Genomic DNA, 19,537 nt, shown 5'->3' on the forward strand with positions numbered 1-19,537 from the left:
CTCGCTCTGCCTTAGCGGAGCAGCCCTTTGCTCCGCAGCCACGCTGCGGCGGCGTCCTTCGGCTCACGCCGGTCGACGCCCACCTGACGGTTCAGCTGGGTGAGTTCCTCGGTCGTCAGCTTCGCCGTGACATCGTTGACCAGCTTTTTGAACTGGTCTTGGTTCGGCGTTTTGGTCAGGAAGTCATTGCGAACGACCGGAACGAGGTTGTCCGCCGGCTGCAGCTTCTTGTCGTCGTTCAGCAGGACGAAGCCTTTGGCGGCGATCACCGCATCGGTCGTGAAGAGGACGGCGACGTCGATCTGGTTGCCCTCGAGCGCAGCGACAGTGAGCGGCCCGCCGACATCGAGCGGTTTGAACTCCCGGAAGCTGAGGCCGTAGACGCGCTGAAGCCCTTGGAGGCAGAGCGGGCGGTCCGGACACTCCGGAGGCCCCCCGAGGACCATCTGATTGTTCAGCTTCGCGAGGTCGCTGATGTTGCGGAGGTTATGGCGATCCGCGTAGGCCTTGGTGACGACGAAGCCATTCGAGTTGATCGCTTGGGCATATTGGAGCGCCGTGATGTTCCTGCCGCGCAGCGCCTCTTGGAGCGTGGCGTAGGTCTGGGCGGCGTCGGGGGTCCCTTTCGCAGGGTCCTTCGTCAGGTAGATGACGTAGGTCGCCAAGTACTCGGGATACATGTCGATCTGGCCGGACTCCAGCGCGGGGGCGACGATCTCCCGCGAGCCGAGCTTGTAGCGCCGCTCAACTTTGTAGCCGGCCTGTTCGAGCACAAGGGCATACAGTTCGGCAACGATCTCTTGCTCAGTGAAGTTCGTGGAGCCGATCCGGATTGTGGGGAATGCTTGCCCGCCCGCTGTGCTGGGCCCAGTCCCTCCGGTCTGGGCTGGCTGGCAGGCCGCCGCCGCAAGGATCAGAGTGGCAAGGAGCGCTGGGAAGATGCGGATCACGTAAACCCTCCCGGCCACCGCCCGGCGGTGGCCTGCTTGTTACTGCCGGGCCCTTCCGGCCCGACACCCGGGGCGCTTGCCGACAGTGCCGGCACGTTGGGGAGATCGTACTCGGGGCGGGCAATCCTGCCCAATTTCACCGTGCGCCGCTGACATTTACCTGGGTCCATCGCTCCCGTTCCAGCCGCAGCCCCGGGGAGATCAGGACGCGCTCGAGGGCAGAAAAGGCGAGCTCGGTTCCGATCGACAGCAGCGCGACGAGGATCGCCCCCGCCAGCAAGCGCGGCGTATCTTGGCGCGCCAAGCCGTCGACGATATACCGTCCCAATCCGCCGCCGGCGACGAGCGCGCCGAGGGTCGCTGTCGCGACCACGGTGACCGTGGCGTTGCGGATGCCGCCGAGGATGAGGGGGAGCGCGATCGGGATCTCGATCTTGCGCAGCACGTCGAGCTCGCGCATGCCCATTCCGCGCGCTGCCTCGACAAGATCGGGGTCGACGCTGCGGATCGCGGCGTAGGTGTTGATCAGCACGAGGGGGATCGCCAAGGGGACGAGAGCGATGACCGTTGGCCAAAAGCCAAGCCCGAGATTCAGCGCGAACGAGATCGGAAGCGCGAAGGCGAGGAAGGCGAGCGACGGCAGCGCGCGCCCAATGTTCATGACGCTCACGGTTGCCAACGCTCCGCGGTTGGTATGGCCGATGAACAGGCCGAGGGGCAGGGCGACGAACACAGCGATGCCGACCGAGACGGCCGAGATCCAGAGATGCTCCGCGATACGGGTCGGGATGCCGTCGCTTCCCTGCCAATGAGCGGGCGTCGTGAACCACGCAATCAGTGCTTCGAGCAGCGTCATCGCTTCACCGCCGTCCACGGCGCGGTCAGCCGCTGCACGCCGACGAGCAGAATGTCTGCGGCGATGGCGAGCGCGATCGAAAGCACCGCGCCGACCACGAGGGGGGTGTAGAAAAACCGCTGGATGCCCAGCAGAATGAACTGCCCGAGGCCTCCTTGCCCGATCAGCGCGGTGACGGTCACGAGGCCAATCGTCGTCACCGTCGCGACGCGAAGACCGGCGATGATGACCGGCAGCGCTAAGGGCAGTTCGATCCGAAGCAGAAGCTGGCGCGCGGTGTATCCCATGCCGATCGCCGCTTCGCGCGCGTCAGCGGGAACGCTCTGGAGCCCGCCGACGATGTTGCGGGTCAGGATGAGCAAGGTGTACGAGATAAGGCCGATCTCGGCGGTCAGGATGGAAAGCCCCGTGAAGGGGATGAGCAGCGCGAACAGCGCCAAGCTGGGAATCGTATAGAGAACGCCCGTCACCGCCGTGATGGGCAAGTAGAGCCGGCTGTTCCAGCGGATCAGCAGGCTGAGGGCGAACGAGATCACAAATCCGACGCCGACGGCGATGACCGTCAGCACGATGTGCTCCCACAGACGCTCGGCGATCAGGGAGAGGTTGTTCCCGATCCATTCGAAGCGGACGAGCGGCTCGCCTTGGATCGTCATGGCGCAGTGGCCGCGGCCGGCTGGAGCGCGCCGGCGATCATGTCGAGCGTCACTACCCCGATCGGGGCGCCTGCGTCGTTGTGCACGACAGCGGCGCGCTCCGGGGCGAGCAGGAGCGTAGCGAGCGCGTCGCGGACATTCATCGACCCGCTCAGGGTTGTCCCGCCTGCCACCGGCGCGACGGGGGCGAGGGGCAGGTCGATGACGCGCATCACCGCCAGCCGCTTGAGCGCCCGGTCGCCGCCGACGAAGCGCGCCACATACTCGTTCGCAGGACGCATCAGCAGTTCGGCAGGCGGACTGTACTGCGCGATCGTCCCATTCTGCTGGAACACGGCGACCCGCGACCCGAGTTTGATCGCTTCGTCGATATCGTGGGTCACGAAGAGGACGGTCAAGCCTAGGCGGCGCTGCAGATCGAGAAACTCGTTCTGGAGCCGTTCGCGAACGATCGGGTCGACGGCACCGAACGGTTCGTCCATCAGCATGAGCGGCGGCTCGATGGCCATCGCTCGCGCAACGCCGATCCGCTGCCGTTCGCCGCCGGAGAGCTGGGAAGGGTAGCGGTTGCGGTAGCGATCAGGGTCGAGGCCCACAAGCGCGATCAGCTCATCGACCCGGGCGCGGATTTTCGCTTTGGGCCAGCCGACAAGCTCGGGGACAGTCGCGATATTCTCGGCGATCGTGCGGTGCGGAAAGAGCCCGACCTGCTGAATGACATAGCCGATCCGCCGGCGGAGCGTGACCGGGTCAACGGTCATGACATCGACCCCGTCGATCAGGATTGTTCCGCTCGTCGGCTCGATCAAGCGGTTGACCATCTTGAGCGAGGTGGTCTTACCGCAGCCGCTCGGCCCAACGAAGACACAGATTTCGCCGGGCTGAATAGTGAGCGTGAGGTCGCGCACCGCGGCAACGGTGCGGCCGTCGGCTGCGCGCTCATAGTGTTTGGTCACGCGGCGGAACTCGACGGTCGCGCCGCCGCCATTCCGTCGGGGAGGCTCGGAGAGTTTCATCGTGTGTCTTCCTGCCCCTGCGATCCTACTAAGCGGCCTCGTCTGACAGCAAATGGGCGGCGCCGGAGGCGGGGCGGGTCGAGGAGGACGGCGTCACCCGTTGACCGCGTTCGCAGCTGGAGCGTACATTCCTCCCAACTTCTGCCGGCATTGCCGGCGCGTGGGAAACGAGGATGTACATCGCTTCGCCTCCCTACTGGGAAGAATTTGAGGTCGGGCAAACTTTTACCACTCCGCGGCGCACGGTCACCGAAGCCGACCTGATGTTCTTTTCAGCGTGGTCGTGGGATCATCATCCCCTCCACACCGATCAAGTGTTCGCCGAACAGTCGATGTTCCACCAGCGCATCCTGCACGGCCAAGCGGGCTACGCTATTGCCAGCGGGCTGGCGATGCAGACGGGGCTGCACCGCACGACGGCGCTCGCCCTGTTAGGCATCACGTGGAATTACCGGGCAGCGATCTTCATCGGCGATACGCTCACCGTCACGGAGACTGTCGTTGAGAAGCGCGAGACGAAGAAACCAGATCGGGGCATCATCGTGATGCAGGTCGACCTTCGCAACCAGCATGACGAAGTGGTCCAAGAAGGAAGATGGACCTTCCTCTACGCGCGTCGCCCTGCGGAGTAGCGCGATGCCGGCGCTGCAGATGCTCATTCACGACCCCTTGCGCTGGCGTGCCGCCGCTCAGCCGCATCATCCTGCCGTTCGGACCGCTGAGCGGACGGTCTCCTACCGCGATCTCGACCGGCGCTCTACCCGGCTGGCGAATGCCCTCATCGGAGCCGGCGTTCGGCCGGGCGACCGGGTTGCGCTGCTTGACCAGAACTCGGTCGAGTTTCTCGAGGCGACCTACGCGATCTCCAAAGCGGGGGCGGTCAGCGTGCCGCTCGGCTATCGCTTGACCGAACGGGAGCTGGCGACAATTGTCGATCATGCCGGCGTCTCGTTCGCGATCGTTGCGCCGGAATATCGGGATCTGCTGGCTGCAGCAGCAGTGGGGACCGCCCTCAGCCCAGATCGCCTGCTTGTACTCGGCGAGGGCGGCAGCTACGAAGCGGCGATTGCCGCGGCGTCTGAGGCAAGCCCTGAAATCCGGGTTTCCGACGACGCTCCCTACGCTTTTCTCTATACCTCAGGAACGACGGGAGCGCCCAAAGGCGTCGTCCAAGCGCATCGCGGCCGCGCTGTTCACCAATGCCTCGCTGCTGCCGAATTCGATATCCGGCGCGACGACTGCGTCCTTGCAGCGGCGCCCCTATACAACAGCGGCCCGATCTTCTGGGCGCTGACCACGCTGTCCGCAGGCGCGACGGTCGGCCTGGTGCGCCGCTTCGACGCGGAGCGGCTCGACGCTGACCTGCAGACGCTCGGCGTCACCTATGTCCCGCTGATGCCAACGCTCTTCAATCGCTGGATCGACGCGGGCGAAGCGGCGGGCAGCTGGAGCCAGCCGCTGCCGAGGGTGCGCATGCTGCTCACCGCCGGCGAGCCGCTCCTCGCACCTACCCGCGAGCGGCTGTTTGCCCGCTTCCCCGCCGCCGGCCTCGTTGAACATTACGGCTCGACCGAGCTCGGGGTTGTGCTCCTGATGCGGCCGGAAGATCATCGGCGCAAACCCGGCTCGGTCGGGCGGCCGTTCTTCGGGCAGGAAGTGAGCTTGCGCGACGATCATCGTCGCGAAGTGGCAACAGGCGAGGTTGGCGAGTTGTGGGCGCGCGGCACCGCCCAGATGGTGGGCTACTATCGTCAGCCCGAGGCGACTTCTGAAATCCAAGATGGCGATTGGATGGCGTCTGGCGACCTCGCCGTGCGGGACGAAGAGGGGTACCACTACATCGTCGGGCGCAAGAAAGACACGATCAAGACTGGAGGAGCAACCGTCTATCCGGCGGAAATCGAGGCAGTGTTGCTCGCTCATCCGCACGTGCGCGAGGCTGCCGTCGTCGGGATCCCTGATGAGCAATGGGGCGAGTTGGTGGTTGCGGCGGTTGTCCCGGCGCCCGGGAGCCGCGTGGACGAAGCCGAGCTGATCGCCTTCGCGAGCAGCCAGCTCGCCACCTATAAGCGCCCACGCGCCATCTACTTCGTCGATGCGCTGCCGAAAAGCGCCGCGGGCAAGGCGCTGAAGCGCGAACTCCGAGCAGAACTGGCGGAGCGTCATCGCCAGCGAATGACATGATGCCCGGCGGAGCGCAAGAAAGGATCGACCGTGACGACGCGTTCTCATCTCGCTCTCACCGAACGGCTCGCGGCGTTCCCGTTCAATCCGTTCCGCGGATCAGGTCAAGGGGTCCGCGGCCAGTTTTCTGACCGCTTTGCGCGCGTTCAGTTCGCTTCTGCCGATGGGCTGCCGCTCGTCGGCCGATTGGCGCTCCACCGCGACGGCATAGCCCGGCCGGCGCTCATCCTCGGGCACGGGGTTTGGGCGTCGAAAGAGCTGGACGCGATCGTTGACCTCGCCGAGTTTTTCTTCGCCAACGGCTGGCACGCCTTTGCGCCTGATTTCCAAGGCCACGGCGAGAGTGCCGCGCTCTCGGACGCGCCGTATACCATGGGATGGAAAGAGGGCGACAACCTTGTCGGCGCCGCGCGCTTCCTGCGGGAAATGCCCGAAGTGCGCGGGGTCGCGCTGATGGGGTTCAGCATGTCCGGCGCAGCCGCGATCCTCGCGGCTGCTTCGGCGCCGGAGCTGTTCGCCGCTGCGGTTGTCGCCAGCCCCCCAGCAAAGCAGGAAATACACTTCATCATGAGCCACATTGATAAGTGGCTCCGGATCGCCAAGACTGACCCGGTCACCTACTTCAACCGCGCGGGAGCCTACTACGGGATCAGCGGCGAGGAAGTCCGCCGGCGCGACGAAACCGTCGAGGCGCTGCGCTCGCTGACGGTGCCGACGCTGCTCATCCAGGCTGCCGATGATGAGTTCATCCCGCCGCCGGACCAGGCCCAAGTCGAGGCAGCGGCTCGCGCCAACCCGAACGTGCTGGTCATCGCTCAAGCGCGCGGCGGTCACGGGGTCGAACTGTTTCTGAATGATCGCTATTGGTTCAAAGGCGTCGCCGCCACGTTTCTCAAGGCGCAGGTCGCCCCCGACCTCGACCTCGTCCGCGACGATCCGTGGCCGGCGCTCGATATCCAGTTAAAGCTCGAGATGGGCTGGGAAGGCTGGCTCTTAGGGACAGTCTGGCTGCGGAACAGCAGCTCAGCAGCGCTTGAAAACGTGACGCTCCGTCTCCCGCTCTTCGAGACACCGCCGCCCGCCTACACCGCTGCCCCGCCGATGTTCCGCGAAGCGCGTCAGGAAGGACGCGACCTCATCTGGGAGGCAGACCGCTTGCCCGGGGGAGCGCAGCTTGTCGGTCCGTTCACAGTCGCGATCGCGAGCGCGGAGATCCCGCAAGGGACGCGGCTGCGAACACGCGCCCGCGCTCTTTGGCGCGGTCCTGAGCCGGGTGAGGTGAGCAGCAATGAGGTGTCGTACACCCAACGCTGAGCAGGGCGGGCATTTCGGGGCTCTCCCCCGTGGTCGTTTCGCTGGCGCAGCGCTCGCGGCACATTCAGCAGACACTCTCCGCTGCTGAGGCGCGCCGACGTTCCTGCGAGCGGGCCGTTCTCCGCAAGGCGGCGCTTTCCGGTCGAGCAGCGCCAGCTGCGAGGCTGACGGCGCGGCGATGCCGACGCGCTTCAGCGTGAACGCGGATTGCGGCGAGGCCGTTCTCTCGCCTTCCCGCCGCATTTCCCGTGAGGGGGAAGGGCGGTTACCAGCGCGATCCCCCGCCGCTCGGCGCACTGCCTCTCCCGCGAGCAGGAGGAGCAGGGTCTACAATTCCGGTCGTCGGGAGTGGGGAGGGGGCATGCTCCTGCCAGCCCGCTTTGCGCCGAGGCTGCCCCGCTCGTCGAAGCGCCGTGGGAGAGTGCCATGATCCGTCAGGACCGTCAGCATCCCTTGCCGTCGCAGGAGCGGCGCGCAGACCGGCCCGCTGGTCGCGCTGGCGCGCTGGATGACGCGACCCTTGACGGGTTCTTTGCAGAACTGGCGTCGCGGTTTGAAGAGGCGCTCCTTCGCCACGCTGTTCCGGGCGGCGCGCTAGCGCTGCATTACTACGGGCGCGAGTGGACTGGCGCCTTTGGGGTCACCAACATCGCGTATCCCCTCCCGACTCATGACGAAACGCTCTTCCAAGTCGGCGGGATCACTCGGCTGGTCACCGCGCTCGCGGTAGCAATCCTCGTCGAGCAGGGGAAGTTGGACTGGGATGAACCGGTGCGCGCCTATCTGCCAACGCTGCGGCTGGCGGACCCGCGCGTCGCTGAACGCGTGACGGCGCGCCAGCTGCTCAATCACACCGCGGGCTGGTACGGCGATGACCGCGGCGGCGGCGAGAGCGGCCCGGACGCAGCAGCGCGCTATCTCAGCCGATTAGCGAGCGCTCCGCAGCTGCTTCCGCTCGGCTGGCGGTTCTCGATCAATGACTCGGCCTACGTTGTGGCCGGGCGGCTTCTGGAGGTGCTGACCGGACAGCGCTACGCCGCGGCGGTGCGCGACCTGATCTTCGAACCCCTCGGGATGACGCGCGCGCTGTTCGATCCGCGCGAGGTTGTCACCACTCGATACGCGATCGGTCACGCTCTCGAGGGAGGGCGCCCTAAGGTAGAGCCGACGTGGACCGTCGTTCCGCCTGTCCTCGCGCCGGCGGGCGGGCTGTGTGCCTCAGCGCGAGACCTCCTTCGCCTCGGCCGCGCCCTTAAGGGCAGCGGAACAACTCTGCTCTCGGAAGAGTCGCTGGCGGCGCTTCATACCCCGACGACCGACCCTGGCGTCCTCGAGCGGGAAGAACTGGCGGGTTTTGGCCTCGGCGTGATGGTGTGGGAAGGGAGCGGGGGACGCTACTTCGGGCAAAGCGGCTCGACGACGTGGCAGCATGCTCGGCTGGTCTATCACCCGGAGGCAGACTTCGTGCTCGTCCTTCTCACCAATGCCGCGGCAGGGGAGCAGGCGATTGCTGAGGTCCTTCCGTTCGCCCTTGAGCGCTATACCGGCATTCACGCCGCTCCCCTGAGCTTCGCCGAGCTTCCTCCCTCGGCGCTCGACGAGCTGACCGGCCGCTACGGCTTCGCCGACCCAAGGCTCGGCCCTTTGATTGCGATAACACTCCGGGAGGACGGTTTGCGCTTCGAGTACGGCGGGGAGGCGCGCCTCGCCCCTCTCGCTCCCGACGTGGTGGTGGTCGCAGACGGTCCGCGGCGTGGGCAGCGCGCAGAATTTCTGCGCGACAGCGGCGGGAGCGTGAACTGGCTCCGCTTCGGGGGCAAGGTCTACCCGCGCTTGCGCTAGGGACCGGGCCGTTTGCCCCCTCGTCGCGCCGAGAAGCCACTCGCCCTCTCGAACGAGAAGTCCCGTTCATCGTCTCGACGTGCCAAGCCGCGCGCGGTTCCGGAATGAAGAAGTCGGCGGTCTCCAGGCGGGCGGCGGTTAAGCGGCTATTCGCGGGCCAGCGAGGGGGCAGGCGCAGCCCATCGGCGATCGCGCCGGGAACGGGGGCATCGGCGCGGCTGGCGCCGAGGGGGCGGCGGCCGCGAATTCGGCGCTGCCGACCCCCTCTCAGCATTGGCCGCGCTCCGGACGACGAAGAGGGCGCCGAGCGCAGTGTCGAAGGCGAGGGCGGGAGAACGCAAGGGTCAGCGCCGCTGACGATGGTCGCGCTTGGCTGCTGCGTTCGAGTGATCCAGGCGCGCTGTTCCGGCGTCTCGGTAGAGGCGCTGCGGGCAGGGGCGAGGAAGCGGGCATTGCCAGCATGAAGCTGCGCGAGCGCTGTATCGGGAGTGAGGCCAGTCCTCCTGCGCCACGAGCCGCCGAGAAGCGAGCGTCTGCCTAAGGGGAAGTGCTAAGTCAGCGGCCGCAGCGCTGCAGCGCAGGACGCCTCGGCGAAGGCGGAGCATGGCCCGTCCTCCTCCTGAACGGAGCCGGCTCCCAGCGGCAGAAGCCGACGTGCGGTCTGCCCCGTTTCGCTGCGCACGAACGGCTGTCAGGACGGGAAGCGATCTTTCCGAGGGGAGGAGGCGGCGGTTAGACCTCGCCGCGGGCAAGCGTGGCGAGGAACTCCTTGTTGGAGGAGGTCTTGGCAAGGCGATCGAGAACGCGCTCGGTCGCTTCGGTCGAACTCGTTGAGTTGGCGGTGATCATGGCCACCATGCGGCGCAGCAGCCACACTTTGGCAAGCGAGTATTCATCGAGCAGCAGTTCTTCGCGGCGGGTGCTGCTGCGAACGATGTCGATCGCCGGGAAGATCCGCCGCTCCGCCAGCTTGCGGTCGAGGTGGAGCTCCATGTTGCCGGTGCCCTTGAACTCCTCGTAGATGACATCGTCCATTCGGCTGCCGGTGTCGATGAGACAGGTGGCGATGATAGTCAGGCTGCCGCCTTCTTCGATATTCCGTGCTGCCCCGAAGAACCGCTTCGGCGGATAAAGCGCAACCGGGTCGATGCCGCCGGAGAGCGTTCGGCCGCTCGGCGGCATCGCGAGGTTATAGGCGCGCGAGAGGCGGGTAATGCTGTCGAGCAGGATGACGACATCCTTGCCGATCTCGACGAGCCGCTTCGCGCGCTCGAGGGCGAGTTCGGCGACGCGAGTGTGATCTTCCACGGGCTCGTCGAAGGTGGAAGAGATAACCTCGGCTTTCACTGAGCGCTTGACGTCGGTCACTTCCTCAGGGCGCTCGCCGATCAGGCAGAACATAAGGTGGATGTCAGGGCAGTTGGCAGTGATGCCGTTGGCGATGTCTTTCAGGATCGTCGTCTTGCCGGCTTTCGGCGGCGAGACGATGAGGCCGCGCTGGCCGCGTCCGATCGGGGTGATGAGGTTGATCAGGCGCTGGCTGAGGTTGCGCGGGTCGGTCTCAAGGTCGATCAGGCGGTTGGGGAAGATCGGCGTCAGCTGCTCGAAGTGCGGACGCTGCTTCAACTCCTCCGGCGAGAGGCCGTTGGCCGAGTCGACGCGGAGCAGACCGTAATACTTTTCGTTTTCCTTGGGCGGGCGGACTTGGCCGGTGACATAGTCGCCGGTGCGCAGGCCGAAGCGCCGGATCTGCGATTGCGAGACGTAGACATCGTTCGGCCCGGGCAGCATGCTTTCGCCGCGCAGAAAGCCGTAGCCGTCCTCGACAATCTCAAGGACGCCCCCGATCATGAGCGGCTGGTTCTGCGGTTCGGGAGAGGTTTGGAGAAGGCGGCTGATCAGGTCGTGCTTTGTGAAGGGGGTGTGGCCGGCGCTGGTGAGCTCGCGAGCAATCTGGACGAGCTCTTCTCGCGCTTTCAGTTCGAAGTCGGCCGGGGCAGGCTTGTCAAGAACGTCCATCGGTCGTTGACCCCGGTAATCAAGGGTTTTCGGCGGCTTCACCTATCTCCCATCTGGCGCGATTTCGGCAGCGGGGTAATCCAGTGACAAGCGCTCTCGTGGGAGACCATCCTGAAACGATCGACTGCGGTAACAGGAGTAGTTCCAACACCTGCAACAGGATGGGTAGTGAGGCGCTCGTCTGGCGCCGGACGATCGCGGCGTCCTAACGAGGAAACACGGCCGAACTTCGCGTTCAGTCACCCTCAGCATACCAAAATGGCGGAACGACTGCAAGAGACTACGGGGCTGCGCCGTTGCTGCAGCCGTCGGCCCATGGCCGCAGCGCCGATTCGCACGGGGCGCGTTCTTCGCCGACGCCGGGCGCGGAACCATTTGACGCCTACTTCTCGTCATGATACTATCCGCCGCGGAACTACTCGGTTGGAGACGACCTCGCGCTGCAACAACTGCATACGGCTCATCAAGAGAGGTGGAGGGAAAAAGGCCCTGTGAAGCCCGGCAACCCAGTCTCGATCGAGGAGGAGACGAGACAGCGGGTGCCAATTCCGGCGGCGTTCGCCGCAAGATGAGTCTCGCTGACTTGATGAGCCTCTTCGCATGACGAAGAGGCTCAAGCATTTAAGCGCCGATCGAGGAGGACAAGTGACCTACACGCGCGGGCTGCATTGTCGTGAGTGCGGCCGTGAGTATCCGATCGCGCCGACGTATGTCTGCGCTTTCTGCTTTGGCCCGCTTGAAGTGACCTATGACTACGACGCGATCGGCGCAGCGCTGACGCGAGAACGGATCGCGGGTCGTCGGCCGACGATGTGGCGCTATCGCGAGCTGTTGCCGGTTGACGGCGACGAAGTAGTCGAGATCAACACCGGCTTCACCCCGCTCGTTGAGGCGACCAATCTCGCGCGTCGGCTTGGCATCGAACGGCTCCTCCTGAAGAACGACTGCGTCAATCCCACCTATTCGTTCAAGGATCGGGTTGTCTCGGTTGCGGTCACCAAGGCGCTCGAGTTCGGGTTCGAGACCATTGCCTGCGCTTCGACGGGAAACCTTGCAATGAGCGTCGCCGCTCACGCAGCCCGTGCCGGCAAGCGCGCAGTCGTCTTCATCCCGTCCGATCTCGAACTGGGCAAGGTCTACGGAGCGCTTGTCTTCAACCCGATCCTCGTCGCCATCGACGGCACTTACGATGATGTCAATCGGCTGTGTACCGAGATTGCGGACGCCTACCGCTGGGCTTTTGTCAATATCAATGTCCGCCCCTACTACGCGGAAGGAAGCAAGACCCTCGCCTATGAGACGGCCGAACAGCTCGGCTGGCGTGCGCCGGACAACGTGGTCGTGCCGATGGCGTCGGGCTCGCTCTTCACCAAGATCTGGAAAGGGTTCAACGAACTTGCCAAGGTGGGGCTGATCGACCCTCCGAAGACGCGCATGTTTGGCGCCCAGCCCGAGGGATGCAGTCCGATCGCAACCGCGTACGCCAAGAAGACGTTCGCCGTCCGCCCGGTCCGGCCCAACACGATCGCCAAGTCCCTCGCTATCGGCAATCCCGCCGACGGCTATTACGCCTTGAAGGCGATGGAGGAGTCGGGCGGCGGTGCTGCCGCAGTGAGCGATGAGGAGTTGATCGAGGGGATCAAGCTGCTCGCTGAGACCGAGGGGATCTTTGCGGAAACGGCCGGCGGCGTGACAATCGCCGTTCTCAAGAAACTCGTTGAGCGCGGGGAGTTGCCTCGGCACGGCACGACTGTCGCGTACATCACCGGCAACGGTCTGAAGACGATGGAAGCGCTTGAGGGACATCTTGCCGACGCCATCCGGATCCCACCCACCCTCGCTGCCTTCGAGGCCGCCTTTGCGGCTCGCGAGCGCGCACTCGTCCCAGCCTAAGCAAGGAGAGACAACGCATGAGCAGCATTCGCGTCCGGATCCCCGCCGCGCTTCGGTCGCAGACGAACGAGCAAAGCGAGGTCGAGATCGAAGCCGACGATGTTCGCGGGGTTATCGAAGCGCTCGACCGACGGTTTCCCGGCATCGGCGCCCGGCTGCGCGACGATACCGGTGAGCTGCGCCGTTTTGTCAATGTCTACGTCAACGGCGAAGATGTCCGCTTTCTTGACGGCCTCAGCACGCCCATTAAGCAGGGCGATGAGGTGAGCATCATTCCCGCCGTCGCCGGCGGCTCGCTCGAGGCCGCGGCGGCAGAAACGCGCGCTTAGCGCCAGACGCTCGCAAGGACACGGCGCAGGTTGCCGAAGCAGACGCGCTCGATCCGCTCGTCGCTCCAGCCGCGCCGCTGGAACTCCTCGAGCAAACGGGGAAGACAGCTTGCGTCCTTGAGCGCGTTCGGCACGACTGCGCCGTCGAAGTCGGAGCCGATCGAGACATGGCGATCCCCGACGAGCGCGATGATGTGCTCAAAGTGCGCCATCACGATGTCGAGCGAGGTGTCGGGATTGGCAGCACAGTCGGGACGCAGATACGCGACGAAGAAGGTGATGCCGATCGTTCCGTCGTGGTCAGCGATGGCGCGAATCTGGTCATCGTCGAGATTGCGGGGGTGAGGCGAGATCGCCTTGGCGTTGGAGTGCGAGGCGAGAAACGGTCCCTCGACCGCGCGCGCAAGGTCCCAGAACCCGGCGGGGTTCAGATGGGAGACATCAAGCACAATCCCGAGCTTCTGGCATTCGCTGATGAGGGCGTATCCCGCCTCGGTCAAGCCGCTGGTCGGCTGGGGGTCGCGGAACGCGACGCCGCTCGCGAAAGCATTCGGTCGGCTCCAGGCGAGTCCGATCGAGCGCAGTCCCGCTTCGTAAAACAGCCGCAGCTCTTTCAGCGAGGGCGCGATTGGCTCTGCGCCCTCGAAGTGAAGGATCGCCCCGAATGTCCCGTCCGCGCGCGCTCGATCGAGGTCGGCAATAGTTCGCACCAGCCGCATTCGGCCGTCCGACCGCTCGATGAGGCGGTAGAGGTCGTCGATCTGCTTGATCGCGTAGCCGGTAGCGTTCTGCTCCGCCTGCTCGGTCGTCAGAAAGACGGCGGCGAAGGCGGCGGCGAGCCCGCCGCGCTTGGCGCGCGGGAGGTCGACATGCCCGCGCTCGCTCTCGCTGAGAAAATCTCGCTGCTGCCGTGGCAGCGCGGAGAGAAAGTCCTCATGGCCATCGAGGATCGGCGGCAGTTCCGGCATCGGCGCTCCTCCAGCGCTACAGGGCGACTGGCTGTGGCGGCAGCGGCGACATCTCGGCCAGCCAGCGCAGCACCAAGCGCAGGTACTCTCCGCGCAGCTGCTGGTTGACCGGGCGCGACCGCGCTGCTTGGAGATGGTCGACAAAATAGCCGGTCCAAAACGCGAGGACGCCGAACACGTCGTCGGGGCTTACGGGACCGGCAATAGCTTCATAGCGCGCGTGCGCTGCGCTGGCGGGGCCGCCTCCCTCACGTTCGACGCCGAGCGCCCAGTAGACGCTGTCGTAAGCGGGCGTGCCGAGAATGGCGTGGTCCCAGTCGATGAGGACGGTTTCGCCGCGGCGCAGGAAGAGGTTATCCGAGCGGACGTTGTTGTGAACGAGCGTCTTGCGGCCGGGACCGAACAGCGCGAGATACGCGGCTTCAAGCTGCGGACGTGCCCGCTCGAACCAGTCCCACCACTCGGCCGTGCACGTTGCGGGCAGGTCGCCCTGCGCGCGCCGTCGCGCCGCGATCCGGTCGAAATAGGGCTGCGGCCGGTCGCGCCCGTGCCAGTCGTCGGGGATGAAAGCGGGCGGCGCAGAGCGGTGCAGGATCGCGAGGGCGCGCGCGCAGGAGTCGATGGCGTGGGGGGTCCATGGCGGCGGCATGGTAAACCCGGTCAGGTCTTCGAGGAGCAGCCCTCGCCATCCCGCTGCTTCCACCGCACCGAGCAGCTGCGGCCGGATCGTCGGGGCAATGCCCGCCCGCTCGTACATCCACGTCTCGCGCTCTACAAGATCAGCCCAGCGGAATGACGGGTCGGACGACGCTGGTATCGGCGCGCCGGTCTTCAAGATGACCGTTCGGCCATCGTCCAGAAACAGCCGGAGCACCGGACGGACGGAGAAGGGTGCCGTGGAGAGCACAGTCTCGCGCACCGCCGCTCCGAGAAAGCGGCCGGCCGCCTCGATCAGCGCGCGCGGAACCTCCGTCACTGGGCCTCTCCTTCAGGAGGAAGGGGGAGATCGAACGCCATCGCAAACCAGCGCACGGTCGGTCCGAGGAATTCTGCGCGCAAGCGTTGGTTGTCCGTCACGACCCCGCCGGCTTGGAGCTTGTCGACGAAATAGCCGACCCAAAAGGCGAGAACGCCCCGGACTGCGTCAGCGCCGGGATGGGGAGCATGGGCGAGGTAGCGCTCGTGCACCGCCGGCGCGGGGATGCCGGTCTCGCGCTCGACCCCCAGCGCCCAGTAAACGCTGTCGCGGGCTGGGGTGTCCCAAATTGCCTGTCCCCAGTCGAGGAAGATCGGCCGTTCAGCGCAGAAGAACAGATTGTCGGAGCGCACATCGTTGTGATTGAAGGCGCGGCGGAGCGGGGCGGTTGCAAGGCGGGCATAGGCGCGCTCAGCGAGGGGGAGCGCTCGGTCGAACCACGCCCACCACGCGCTCGTCGTGTAGCCGGTAGGAAGGTGGCCGGAGGCGCGGCCGCGGGCGCGGAGGTCGCCCCAAAACCGTTGGGGACCGAGCCGGCCGATGAGGTCTGGCGGCATCCCCGCCGGCTGCGGGATGGCGTGCAGGCGCGCCAGGGCGGCCGCGACCGCATCGATTGCTGCCGCCGACCACGGAGGAACGCGGCGGCAGGAGGAGAGGTCTTCGAGCAAAAGGCCGCGCCAGCCGTCGCCCGCGACCGCTCCGTAGCTGCGGGGGCGCCATTCCTGCGTCTCCGGGACGTGCTGATAGACCCAAATCTCGCGGCCGAGCAAGTCCGACCACAACCGTCCCGGGAGACCGCTCACCGGCGCAGGCGGAGCCGCTTTGAGAACGACCCGTCGTCCGTCGGCAAGGGTCAAGCGGCGATGCGATTGGGCAGAGTAGCCGCCCTGAAGCGGCTCAACCGCGAGGATCGGCGCTCCTAAGCAGTGTGCTGCGGCCTCGAGAAGCTTGGCGGGAAGGGTTGCCGGCTGGTGTGGAAAGGTGAGCGTCACCTTACGCTCTCACTCCCTGCTCGGCCAAGACCGCGCCGAGGATGGCGACCGCTTCATCAATCTCTGCCTCGCTGATCACGAGAGGAGGCATCAGCCGGACGGCGTTCGGCATCACCGCGTTGAGGAGCAGTCCGCGAGCGAGGGCAGCGCGGGTGAGCGCGTCGCTGATCTCGCTCCTGAACTGGACGGCGATCAGGAGGCCAGCACCGCGCACGTCGACGATTGCGGGATGACGCGCTGCCAGGTCGCGGAGCCGAGCGAGGAAATACTCCCCGCGCTGCGCTGCCCGCGCGACCAGCTGTTCCTCCTCGATCACGTCGAGCGTCGCGACCCCGGCAGCGCAGACGACAGGATTGCCGCCAAAGGTGGAGCCGTGGTCGCCCGGCTTGAACGCCTGAGCGACCTCCTCACGGGCAAGGAAGGCGCCGATCGGCAGTCCGCCGGCAAGTGCTTTGCCGAGCGTCAAGATGTCTGGCCGGATGCCGTAGCGCTCGAAGGCGAACATTGTTCCCGTCCGGCCGATGCCCGTCTGGATCTCATCGAGGATGAGGAGGAGGCCGTACTCATCGCACAGGGCGCGGACAGCGCGCAGATAGTCCGGTGCCGCTGGCCAGACCCCTCCTTCCCCTTGCACCGGCTCGAGGAGAACTGCGACGGTTTTCTCTGAGATCGCCGCCCGCAGCGCCTCGATATCGTTGAACTCGACCTGGCGAAACCCCTCTGGCAGCGGGCGGAAGGGGTCTTGGTAAGCCGGTTTGCCCGTGGCGGCAACCATCGCCAAGGTGCGTCCGTGAAAGGAGCGCCACGCCGAGATCACCTCATAGGCGCCGCCGCGGTACATCGCGCCCCACCGCCGGGCGAGCTTGACGGCGCCTTCATTCGCTTCGGCGCCGCTGTTCTGGAAGAAAACCCGGTCCAGCCCGGCGAGCTGCGTGATGCGCTCGGCGAGCTGAAGCTGCGGCAGCGTATAGAACTGGTTGGAGACTTGCATGAGGGTCGCGGCTTGGCGCTGGACCGCAGCGACGACCTTCGGATGGCAGTGCCCGACATTGTTGACTGCCCACCCCCCGACGAGGTCGAGATAACGCTTGCCGGCATCATCCCAGACCTCGCAGCCGCGGCCTCGAACGAGCGTTACCGGCAGGCGGCGGTGCAGCGGCATATACCGCTGCTCTTCCACGGCAGGCCAGTTGCGCTCGGTCATCTCTCCTCCTGCAGGCGGGGGCTGCCAAAACGTCCGCATGGGACGGGGGACGTCGGCGGCAGTATATACCAGCCTTGTCCGACGATGAGCTCCCACCCTGCGGAGAGCGGCGGGCCGCTCATGCTAAGATGCCGTCACTCCGGCGCACGAAGGGGACGAATGATGGCAACGCTGGGCGACGTAGCGCGGCTGCGCGACTTGATGCGGGAAGTCGCCGACTCGCTGGATATCGACCCTCCCATCGAGGAGGATGACGAGTTTACAATTGCCTATCCGTTTGAGGATGGACGGACCAAGAGTGTCTCGGCCTTCGTCGAGGACGACGATGGCGAGCCGTGGGTGATTGTCTACAGCGTCTTCGGGTCGCTGGACGACCTCGACCCGGTCGACCTGCTCAATCGGAACTTCAGTCCCGGCTACACCTTCATCGCCGCTGACGAGGGAGATGCAATGGTGATGGCCTCCTACCTGCTGGACGACTTGGATGCGGAGAGCCTCGAAGCGCTGGTCGGCGATGTCGCTTCTTGGGCAGAAGCGCTGCGCGAGGAGTTTTCGAGCGAGGTTGAGTAGCTCGTGCTGACAACCGGCTGGACCCGGCTTGCCCGAACGGTGCTCCATGAGAACGCGTTCCGCCGCTTTTTCCTCGACCGGGTCCGGATCCATTCCGGCGACGAGATCGAATACAGCTGGGCAGAAGCTGCGGCGGCCTCCTTTGTGGTGCCCCTGACAGACGACGGAGAGATCGTCCTCATCCGCCAGTATCGCTACCCGGTCGACCGCTGGGTGTGGGAAGTGCCAGCAGGACGGATTGAGGGCGAACCCAGCGAGGAGACCGCCCGGCGCGAACTGCTGGAGGAGGTCGGCGGCATCGCTCGAACGATCGTCCCGCTGGGCACCTGCTACAGCGCTGCGGCGCACCTCCATCTCCTCTGCGCCTTCTTCCTTGCGACGGGCGTCGTCCTCGACCAAACGGCGCGCCGCGAGGCGACCGAGCTGCTGGAGGTTCGGCTTGTGCCCGCCGAGGAAGCGTTCGCGCTGGTCCGCCGGGGCGGCGACATCGAGGCGCAGAGCGGCCTCGCTATCCTGATGGCCGAACCGACCATCCGCAGCCTAGTGCGATGACGTTTTCGCCGCCCAATCGCGCCGCCGCCGCGCCGCGGTTCTCTGCGCTGGCGACGGTCCTGCGGCGCGACCAGCCCAACCGCGTCGGGACGCCGGAAGAGGTGGTTGCCCGCGCTCAGCGCGCCGAGCGGGATGGATTTGATGTCATCTGTCTTGCCGACCTCGGCTACGCGGAGATCTTTCCGGCAGTCACGCTCGTCGCCTTGCGCACGGAGCAGATCGCCATCAGCACGCGCGTCATCGGTGTCTTCACCCGCTCGCCCGTCCTGTTTGCTTCAGGAGCGGCGTGGGCGAACCGGATCAGCGGCGGGCGGTTCTCGCTCGGCATTGGGGCCAGTTTGCCTGCTATTGTCGAAGGGGTCCACGGCGGCCGTTGGGCGAACCCCGTCGGGCGCATGATCGACACGCTCAAGCTGTATCGAGCGCTCTACGGCGAGGAAGTCGCCGGCGTCCGCCGCAACCCAGACGGCAGCGTCGCCTACGAAGGCGAGACGCTGCGTGTCGAGCGCGCGCTCCTCGACCTGGCAGCACCTCGCCCGCCGATCATCGTCGCCGCCAGCGCGCCGCGGATGCTCCAAGTCGCCGGCGCATGGGGAGACGGCGCGATCATCGAATACACCTCGCCCGGCTACATTCGCTGGGCGTGGGAGCAGATCGCCATCGGCGCGCAGACGACCGGCCGCTCGCTCGCGGCGTTCGACCTCTGTGCCGAGACGACCTTCCATACTGAGGTCGATGACCCTGCACTCACGGCTCGCCAAGAGAGCTGGCTCACAGCGCTGATCAATCACTGCCTGCTGCCCCGGTTCGATCATCTGTGGCGTCCTGCGGGCTTGCTGGAAGCGGCGCGCGCTGTTCGTGCCGCTGCCTTGCGGGGCGACCGCGCCGAGGCGCGCCGCCTTGCGCTCGCCGAGATCGTTCCCCACATCGCGGTTTCCGGTCCCCGCGAGCGCGCGCCGGCCGCGTTCCAGCACTGGCTAGGCGAGCGTCGCGCGCTCGGGGTTACCACCTTCGCTCTCCCGCTCGAGCTGGAGGATTTTGTCGGCGTCACGGTGCCGGAGGCGAGGGCGCTCGCGACAGCAGGATAATCCGCCCCCGCTGCGTCCATGCTCACGGACGGCAGGCGAAGAAGGCTCGACAGTGCCGGCGTCGCTGCCGCCGCGCTCCCTTCGCCGCCCGGCAGCGCAGTCCCCTCAGCTCGAGGCGCAGCCCGCGC

18 protein-coding genes and 1 riboswitch are annotated in these 19,537 nt (G+C 66.1%); of the genes, 9 read left to right on the forward strand and 9 right to left on the reverse strand.

The features are described from left to right. Positions 1–11: 11 nt before the first annotated feature. The 4 genes from NZ773_00130 to NZ773_00145 all read right to left on the reverse strand — a co-directional run bounded on the left by NZ773_00130 (position 12) and on the right by NZ773_00145 (position 3,478). Positions 12–950 carry an ABC transporter substrate-binding protein gene (locus NZ773_00130; protein MCS6800339.1) on the reverse strand — a complete coding sequence of 313 codons (939 nt, stop codon included), beginning with the start codon at positions 948–950 and terminating at the stop codon, positions 12–14. Positions 951–1,086: 136 nt separating this feature from the next. Then, positions 1,087–1,806 (reverse strand): ABC transporter permease, encoded by a 720-nt coding sequence (locus tag NZ773_00135; GenBank protein MCS6800340.1) that lies wholly within the window; start codon positions 1,804–1,806, stop codon positions 1,087–1,089. Next, entirely contained in the window at positions 1,803–2,462 is a 660-nt protein-coding gene (locus NZ773_00140) for an ABC transporter permease (GenBank protein ID MCS6800341.1), read from the reverse strand. Before NZ773_00140 ends, NZ773_00135 begins: the two co-directional genes overlap by 4 nt. After that, the gene (locus NZ773_00145) at positions 2,459–3,478 is read right to left on the reverse strand and encodes an ABC transporter ATP-binding protein (GenBank protein MCS6800342.1); all 1,020 of its coding nucleotides are present in this window, start codon (positions 3,476–3,478) and stop codon (positions 2,459–2,461) included. The genes NZ773_00140 and NZ773_00145 overlap by 4 nt, the downstream gene beginning before the upstream one ends. Positions 3,479–3,651: 173 nt before the next feature. Between NZ773_00145 and NZ773_00150 the strand changes: the two genes are divergently transcribed. From NZ773_00150 to NZ773_00165, 4 genes are all read left to right on the forward strand, one after another. Beyond that, a complete protein-coding gene (locus NZ773_00150) occupies positions 3,652–4,110 on the forward strand; it encodes a MaoC/PaaZ C-terminal domain-containing protein (GenBank protein ID MCS6800343.1) in 459 nt (152 codons plus the stop codon). Positions 4,111–4,114: 4 nt separating this feature from the next. Continuing rightward, complete coding sequence (locus tag NZ773_00155; GenBank protein MCS6800344.1) at positions 4,115–5,662, forward strand: AMP-binding protein; 1,548 nt, start codon at positions 4,115–4,117, stop codon at positions 5,660–5,662. Positions 5,663–5,692: 30 nt separating this feature from the next. Then, entirely contained in the window at positions 5,693–6,976 is a 1,284-nt protein-coding gene (locus tag NZ773_00160) for a lysophospholipase (GenBank protein ID MCS6800345.1), read from the forward strand. Positions 6,977–7,402: 426 nt separating this feature from the next. Continuing rightward, positions 7,403–8,818: a beta-lactamase family protein gene (locus NZ773_00165; protein ID MCS6800346.1), complete on the forward strand. Its 1,416-nt coding sequence runs from the start codon at positions 7,403–7,405 to the stop codon at positions 8,816–8,818. A gap of 732 nt (positions 8,819–9,550) precedes the next feature. Here the strand turns inward: NZ773_00165 and rho are convergent. Next, positions 9,551–10,837 carry a transcription termination factor Rho gene (gene rho / locus NZ773_00170; protein MCS6800347.1) on the reverse strand — a complete coding sequence of 429 codons (1,287 nt, stop codon included), beginning with the start codon at positions 10,835–10,837 and terminating at the stop codon, positions 9,551–9,553. 457 nt (positions 10,838–11,294) lie between these two features. Then, positions 11,295–11,412, forward strand: a riboswitch (SAM riboswitch). A 70-nt stretch (positions 11,413–11,482) separates the two neighbouring features. Between rho and thrC the strand changes: the two genes are divergently transcribed. Beyond that, on the forward strand, positions 11,483–12,730 hold the full coding sequence (gene thrC, locus NZ773_00175) for a threonine synthase (protein MCS6800348.1): 1,248 nt from the start codon (positions 11,483–11,485) through the stop codon (positions 12,728–12,730). Positions 12,731–12,747: 17 nt separating this feature from the next. Further along, a complete protein-coding gene (locus NZ773_00180) occupies positions 12,748–13,059 on the forward strand; it encodes a MoaD family protein (GenBank protein MCS6800349.1) in 312 nt (103 codons plus the stop codon). Here NZ773_00180 and NZ773_00185 read toward each other — a convergent pair. From NZ773_00185 to NZ773_00200, 4 genes are read right to left on the reverse strand one after another with little or no spacing between them, the layout of a single operon-like run. Beyond that, positions 13,056–14,027: a dipeptidase gene (locus NZ773_00185; GenBank protein ID MCS6800350.1), complete on the reverse strand. Its 972-nt coding sequence runs from the start codon at positions 14,025–14,027 to the stop codon at positions 13,056–13,058. The two genes, NZ773_00180 and NZ773_00185, sit on opposite strands and share 4 nt — an antisense overlap. A gap of 16 nt (positions 14,028–14,043) precedes the next feature. Next, positions 14,044–15,003 carry an aminoglycoside phosphotransferase family protein gene (locus NZ773_00190; GenBank protein ID MCS6800351.1) on the reverse strand — a complete coding sequence of 320 codons (960 nt, stop codon included), beginning with the start codon at positions 15,001–15,003 and terminating at the stop codon, positions 14,044–14,046. After that, positions 15,000–15,995, reverse strand: a complete 996-nt coding sequence (locus NZ773_00195) for an aminoglycoside phosphotransferase family protein (protein MCS6800352.1) — start codon at positions 15,993–15,995, stop codon at positions 15,000–15,002. Before NZ773_00195 ends, NZ773_00190 begins: the two co-directional genes overlap by 4 nt. A gap of 1 nt (position 15,996) precedes the next feature. Then, the gene (locus tag NZ773_00200) at positions 15,997–17,199 is read right to left on the reverse strand and encodes an acetylornithine transaminase (GenBank protein MCS6800353.1); all 1,203 of its coding nucleotides are present in this window, start codon (positions 17,197–17,199) and stop codon (positions 15,997–15,999) included. A gap of 159 nt (positions 17,200–17,358) precedes the next feature. On the opposite strand from NZ773_00200, the gene NZ773_00205 reads away from it, so the two are divergent. Genes NZ773_00205 through NZ773_00215 form a run of 3 tightly spaced genes read left to right on the forward strand, consistent with a single transcriptional unit; the run spans position 17,359 to position 19,409 of the window. After that, a complete protein-coding gene (locus NZ773_00205) occupies positions 17,359–17,769 on the forward strand; it encodes a hypothetical protein (protein MCS6800354.1) in 411 nt (136 codons plus the stop codon). Between the two features lie 3 nt (positions 17,770–17,772). Next, the gene (locus tag NZ773_00210; protein ID MCS6800355.1) at positions 17,773–18,321 is read left to right on the forward strand and encodes an NUDIX hydrolase; all 549 of its coding nucleotides are present in this window, start codon (positions 17,773–17,775) and stop codon (positions 18,319–18,321) included. Further along, positions 18,318–19,409, forward strand: coding sequence for an LLM class flavin-dependent oxidoreductase (locus NZ773_00215; protein ID MCS6800356.1), 1,092 nt, complete (start codon positions 18,318–18,320; stop codon positions 19,407–19,409). Before NZ773_00210 ends, NZ773_00215 begins: the two co-directional genes overlap by 4 nt. Positions 19,410–19,537 lie beyond the last annotated feature (128 nt).

It is taken from the genome of Dehalococcoidia bacterium (genome assembly GCA_025054935.1).
GTDB lineage: Bacteria > Chloroflexota > Dehalococcoidia > SpSt-223 > SpSt-223 > JANWZD01.